Origin of the sequence: Pusillimonas sp., assembly GCF_035515275.1 — a bacterium.
Classification (GTDB): domain Bacteria; phylum Pseudomonadota; class Gammaproteobacteria; order Burkholderiales; family Burkholderiaceae_B; genus Pusillimonas.
In genome coordinates, this window is record NZ_DATJBQ010000003.1 from 1 (window position 1) to 4,204 (window position 4,204).

The window sequence follows — 4,204 nt, forward strand, 5'->3', positions numbered from 1 at the left end:
GTGGGCGCCCACATCCATCTCAAAGGCGACCTGGGTGCCGGCAAAACTCACCTGGCCCGAGCCCTGCTGCGGGCCTGCGGGGTCACCGGGCGTATCAAGAGCCCGAGCTACGCGCTGCTTGAAAGCTATAAAGTTTCTAACTTATACTTCTATCATCTTGATTTTTATAGATTTAGCGATCCCAGGGAGTGGATAGACGCAGGATTCCGAGATCTCCTGCAAAAACAAGCAGTTGTGCTCATCGAGTGGCCTGAACAAGCGGGCCCGCTGTTACCGCCCCCTGACCTGGAGATCTATCTGGATTATTCGGGTGCCGGTCGATCGGCGCGGCTTACCGCCTATAGCAACAAAGGAAAATCATGGCTGACTTCACTGGTGCTTCCCCCGCAGGAATTTCCGCCCACGGACACGCCCGCCGGCGGCTCTTAGCCACAGCCACCACTTTGCTGGTGCTGCCTGTCGTGCCCAGTATCGCCAGGGCAGGTACCATTCTGGCAGTACGCACCTGGCCGGCCGATGAATACACCCGCGTTACGCTCGAGATGGACAGCGAGCTGAAGGCCGAACATTTCACGCTCGATAACCCCAACCGGCTTGTGGTCGATATTGACGGCCTGAGCATGAGCAACAAGCTCAATGACCTGGTCTCGAAAGTGCGCCCCAACGACCCGTACATTGCCTCGGTTCGGGTAGGCCAGAATCGGCCTGACGTCATTCGCATGGTGCTTGACCTCAAGCAACCCATCGCCCCCCAGGTTTTTACGCTCAAGCCCATAGGGGAATATAAGTACCGCCTGGTACTCGACCTTTATCCCCAGGTGGCACAAGACCCTCTTGTGGCCATCGCCAACTCGTTCCAAGACGAAGACCCCTTGGCAGACGTGCTGGAAAGCCTGGCTCAGAACTCGCCCGGTACCGCTCCGATTCCCTCGGTCGACGGTCAGAAACTGCCCTCGACACCGTCGATCGCAAAAAAGCCCTCCGCGCCCACCCCACAGCCGCCGGTCGCCGCGTCTCCGGCCCCCGCCACCCGACCCGTTCTGATCGCCCTGGATCCAGGTCATGGCGGTGAAGACCCAGGGGCCATCGGCCCTCGAGGCACGTACGAAAAAGACATCGTGCTCAGCATTGCCCGCAGGCTGAAGAAACTGATCGACGCGCAACCCAATATGCGCGCTTACATGACGCGCGACAGGGATTTTTTCGTGCCCCTGCACGTGCGTGTGCAAAAAGCACGTCGCGTCAAGGCAGACCTTTTCGTCTCGATTCATGCTGATGCGTGGATCAAGCCCAGCGCACGTGGCTCATCGGTATATGCCTTGTCTCAGAACGGGGCCACCAGCAGCTTGGCGCGCATTCTGGCCAAACGCGAGAACGAGGCCGATCTGATCGGCGGCGTGAACCTGGGGTCGCACAATAAACAGGTGGCCCAGGTGCTGCTCGAGCTGTCCACCACGGCTCAGATCAACGACTCGATGAAAGTGGGCGGCAATATCTTGTCGGAAATCGGCAAAATAAACCGACTGCACAAGAAAAGCGTGGAACGCGCCGGGTTTGCCGTGCTCAGGGCCCCGGATATCCCGTCCATCCTGGTGGAAACTGCGTTCATCAGCAACCCCGAAGAAGAGCGCCTGCTGCGAAGCCCCGCGCACCAAGAGCGTATTGCCCAGGCCATGCTGGAGGGCATCAGCGGCTACTTTGCATCCAGCCCCGGGCTGGCTCGACGCGCCTAGCGGGGGGCACGGCGGCCACGACGGGCCGCCGCAAACGGGAAGGTTAAACTGCTACCATAAGGCCAACCAACCCACCCCAAAAAGCCAGATGCAATTTGAATTCAACGACACCCGTACCCCGCTGGGCGAGACGCTTACGCGCGCAATAGACGGCATCACGGGTGAAACCGTCACGCTGCGCAATCTCATGATAGCCATCGGCGAACAGGGCCTGCTGGTGTTGTGCGCCATTGCCACGCTGCCCTTTCTGATTCCCGTGTCCATACCCGGCGTCTCTACCGTGTTTGGCGCGGCCATTGTGCTGCTGGGCATTTCCATTACCGTAAACCGCCTGCCCTGGTTGCCCAAGCGCATTCTTGATCGCCCTCTTGAAACAGCAAAGTTGCTGCCGGCATTGCGCAAGGGCGTGTCCATCGTATCGCGGCTGGACGCCTGGGTGTCACCCCGAGCACCCCTGCTTACCGCCGGGGCCATGGCTCGTTTCAACGGAGTGGTACTGGTTTTTGCGGCGCTGCTGCTTATGGCTCCCTTCGGCCTGGTGCCTTTCTCTAACACCGCGCCCGCAATCGCCATTCTGTTGCTGACCATGGGCATGCTGCAACGCGACGGCCTGTTCGTTGTGCTGGGCTATATCGCCACGGTGCTCACCGTCGTGTATTTTTCAGTCTTGCTATACGCCGCATGGCGGGCGGGCGGCGCCCTATTGGGCTAATCGATTAGCCGTACAAACCCATGTCCATTCGTCGTTCCATTGCCCCCCTTCCCGATCTGCTGGTCAGTCAGATTGCCGCCGGCGAGGTCATTGAGCGCCCCGCTTCCGTACTGAAAGAAATTCTCGAGAACGCGATCGACGCGGGTGCCCAAAGCATCGAGATCCGGCTGGAAGGCGGCGGCATACGCCGCATTGCGGTCAGCGACAACGGCTCGGGCATTGCCCGCGACGAACTGCACCTGGCCCTGACGCGTCATGCCACCAGCAAGATACATTCGCTGGACGAACTTGAGTCGGTCGCCTCGATGGGTTTCCGAGGCGAGGCCCTGGCCTCCATCGCTTCGGTTGCCCGCCTGTCGATCGTGTCACGAACCGCCGACGACACTCACGCCTGGCAACTGCTTCCGGGCGCCACCGACCCTGAAGCGGCAGCCGGCGCAGTGGGCACCACCGTCGACATTCGCCAGATCTTTCACGACATCCCCGCGCGCCGGAAATTCCTGCGGGCCGAAGCCACCGAATATGGCCATTGTGTCGATGCGCTCGAACGCATCGCCCTGGCTCAGCCGCATATTACCTTTCGCCTGTTTCATAACGACAAGCCGCAAAAGCATTGGCGGGCGGGCTCCATACAGCAGCGTGTGCTCGACGTGCTGGGGCGCGAGTTCTGCGAACAGAGTCTGGAAGTCGATCTGGAGTCAGGGCTGATCAGCTTGCGCGGCGTCGTGATTCGACCGGCTCATGCCCGGTCGCGGGCCGACCGCCAGTATCTCTATGTCAATGGCCGCTTTGTCCGTGACCGCGTGGTTGCACATGCGATCCGGCAGGCTTACGCCGACGTGCTGCATGGCGATCGCCAGCCGGCCTACGTGCTTTTTCTGTCGGTCGACCCCGCCACCGTCGATGTAAACGTGCATCCCGCCAAACACGAGATACGTTTCCGTGAAAGCGGAGCCGTGCACCGCTTCGTGTCGCAGGCGGTGGGTCAGGCGCTTGCACATGCGGCCGGCGCTGCAGCCCACGCCACCGCCATTCCCGCCGGGGCGGCAAGCGAGGGCGCCGCGCCGTTCAATGCAGGCATGCACGGCACACCCCTGGCACCTGAGCGCGACGTATCTGGGCAAACGTTGCCCTGGCCGGGTGAGCCGGGCCCCCCGGCCGGCCTTCGCTCGGAACACACTTACCCGCCAACCCATCGGCAAGCGGCTTTTCGTTTGAACGACCACGAACCCGGACGCCCCAACGACTGGAAGACCCTTTATCAGCCGCTTCAAACGCCTGCCGCCGAATTGGTCGGCGCGGGGATCAAACCCCCTCAGTTACCCGATGACGACTTCCCGCTGGGCATGGCGCTGGGCCAGCTTCACGGCGTTTACATACTCTCTCAGAATCGAGACGGCCTGATCCTGGTCGACATGCACGCGGCCCACGAAAGAGTCATGTACGAGCAACTTAAAAACGCCTTGGATTCGCGCGAGTTGCCGCGCCAGGAATTGCTTGTGCCTGTGGTGTTTTCAGCCAGCGAAAAAGAGCTTGGCTTGATCGAGGAGCATGAAGCTGCGCTGGCCGAACTGGGGTTGATCCTGCGCCCTTCCGGGCCAGCAGCCATTATGGTGCGCGCCGTTCCGGCCTTGCTGGCCAACGGCGACATCGAGTCGCTCAGCCGCGGCGTATTGCGCGACCTGGGTCAAGTTGGAAGTTCTTCTTTGCTGACCGAGCAACGCAACACCCTGCTAGCCACCATGGCCTGCCACGGTTC

4 protein-coding genes are annotated in these 4,204 nt (G+C 61.2%); all 4 read left to right on the forward strand.

Features of this window, described 5'->3' with window-relative positions; genetic code table 11:
• Window positions 1-429 (forward strand): tRNA (adenosine(37)-N6)-threonylcarbamoyltransferase complex ATPase subunit type 1 TsaE (gene tsaE, locus VL003_RS00225; RefSeq protein ID WP_325438393.1); only part of this gene is annotated, 429 nt, incomplete at its 5' end.
• A complete protein-coding gene (locus VL003_RS00230) occupies window positions 360-1,733 on the forward strand; it encodes an N-acetylmuramoyl-L-alanine amidase (RefSeq protein ID WP_325438395.1) in 1,374 nt (457 codons plus the stop codon). The genes tsaE and VL003_RS00230, both read left to right, overlap by 70 nt.
• 88 nt (window positions 1,734-1,821) lie before the next feature.
• Window positions 1,822-2,445, forward strand: coding sequence for an exopolysaccharide biosynthesis protein (locus VL003_RS00235; protein WP_325438397.1), 624 nt, complete (start codon window positions 1,822-1,824; stop codon window positions 2,443-2,445).
• A 20-nt stretch (window positions 2,446-2,465) separates the two neighbouring features.
• Window positions 2,466-4,204 (forward strand): DNA mismatch repair endonuclease MutL (gene mutL, locus VL003_RS00240; RefSeq protein WP_325438399.1); only part of this gene is annotated, 1,739 nt, incomplete at its 3' end.

Excerpts from the sequence above, each read along its gene's own strand:
- VL003_RS00235 (WP_325438397.1), top strand. The coding sequence starts at position 1,822 with ATGCAATTTGAATTCAACGACACCCGTACCCCGCTGGGCGAGACGCTT.
- VL003_RS00230 (WP_325438395.1), top strand. The coding sequence starts at position 360 with ATGGCTGACTTCACTGGTGCTTCCCCCGCAGGAATTTCCGCCCACGGA.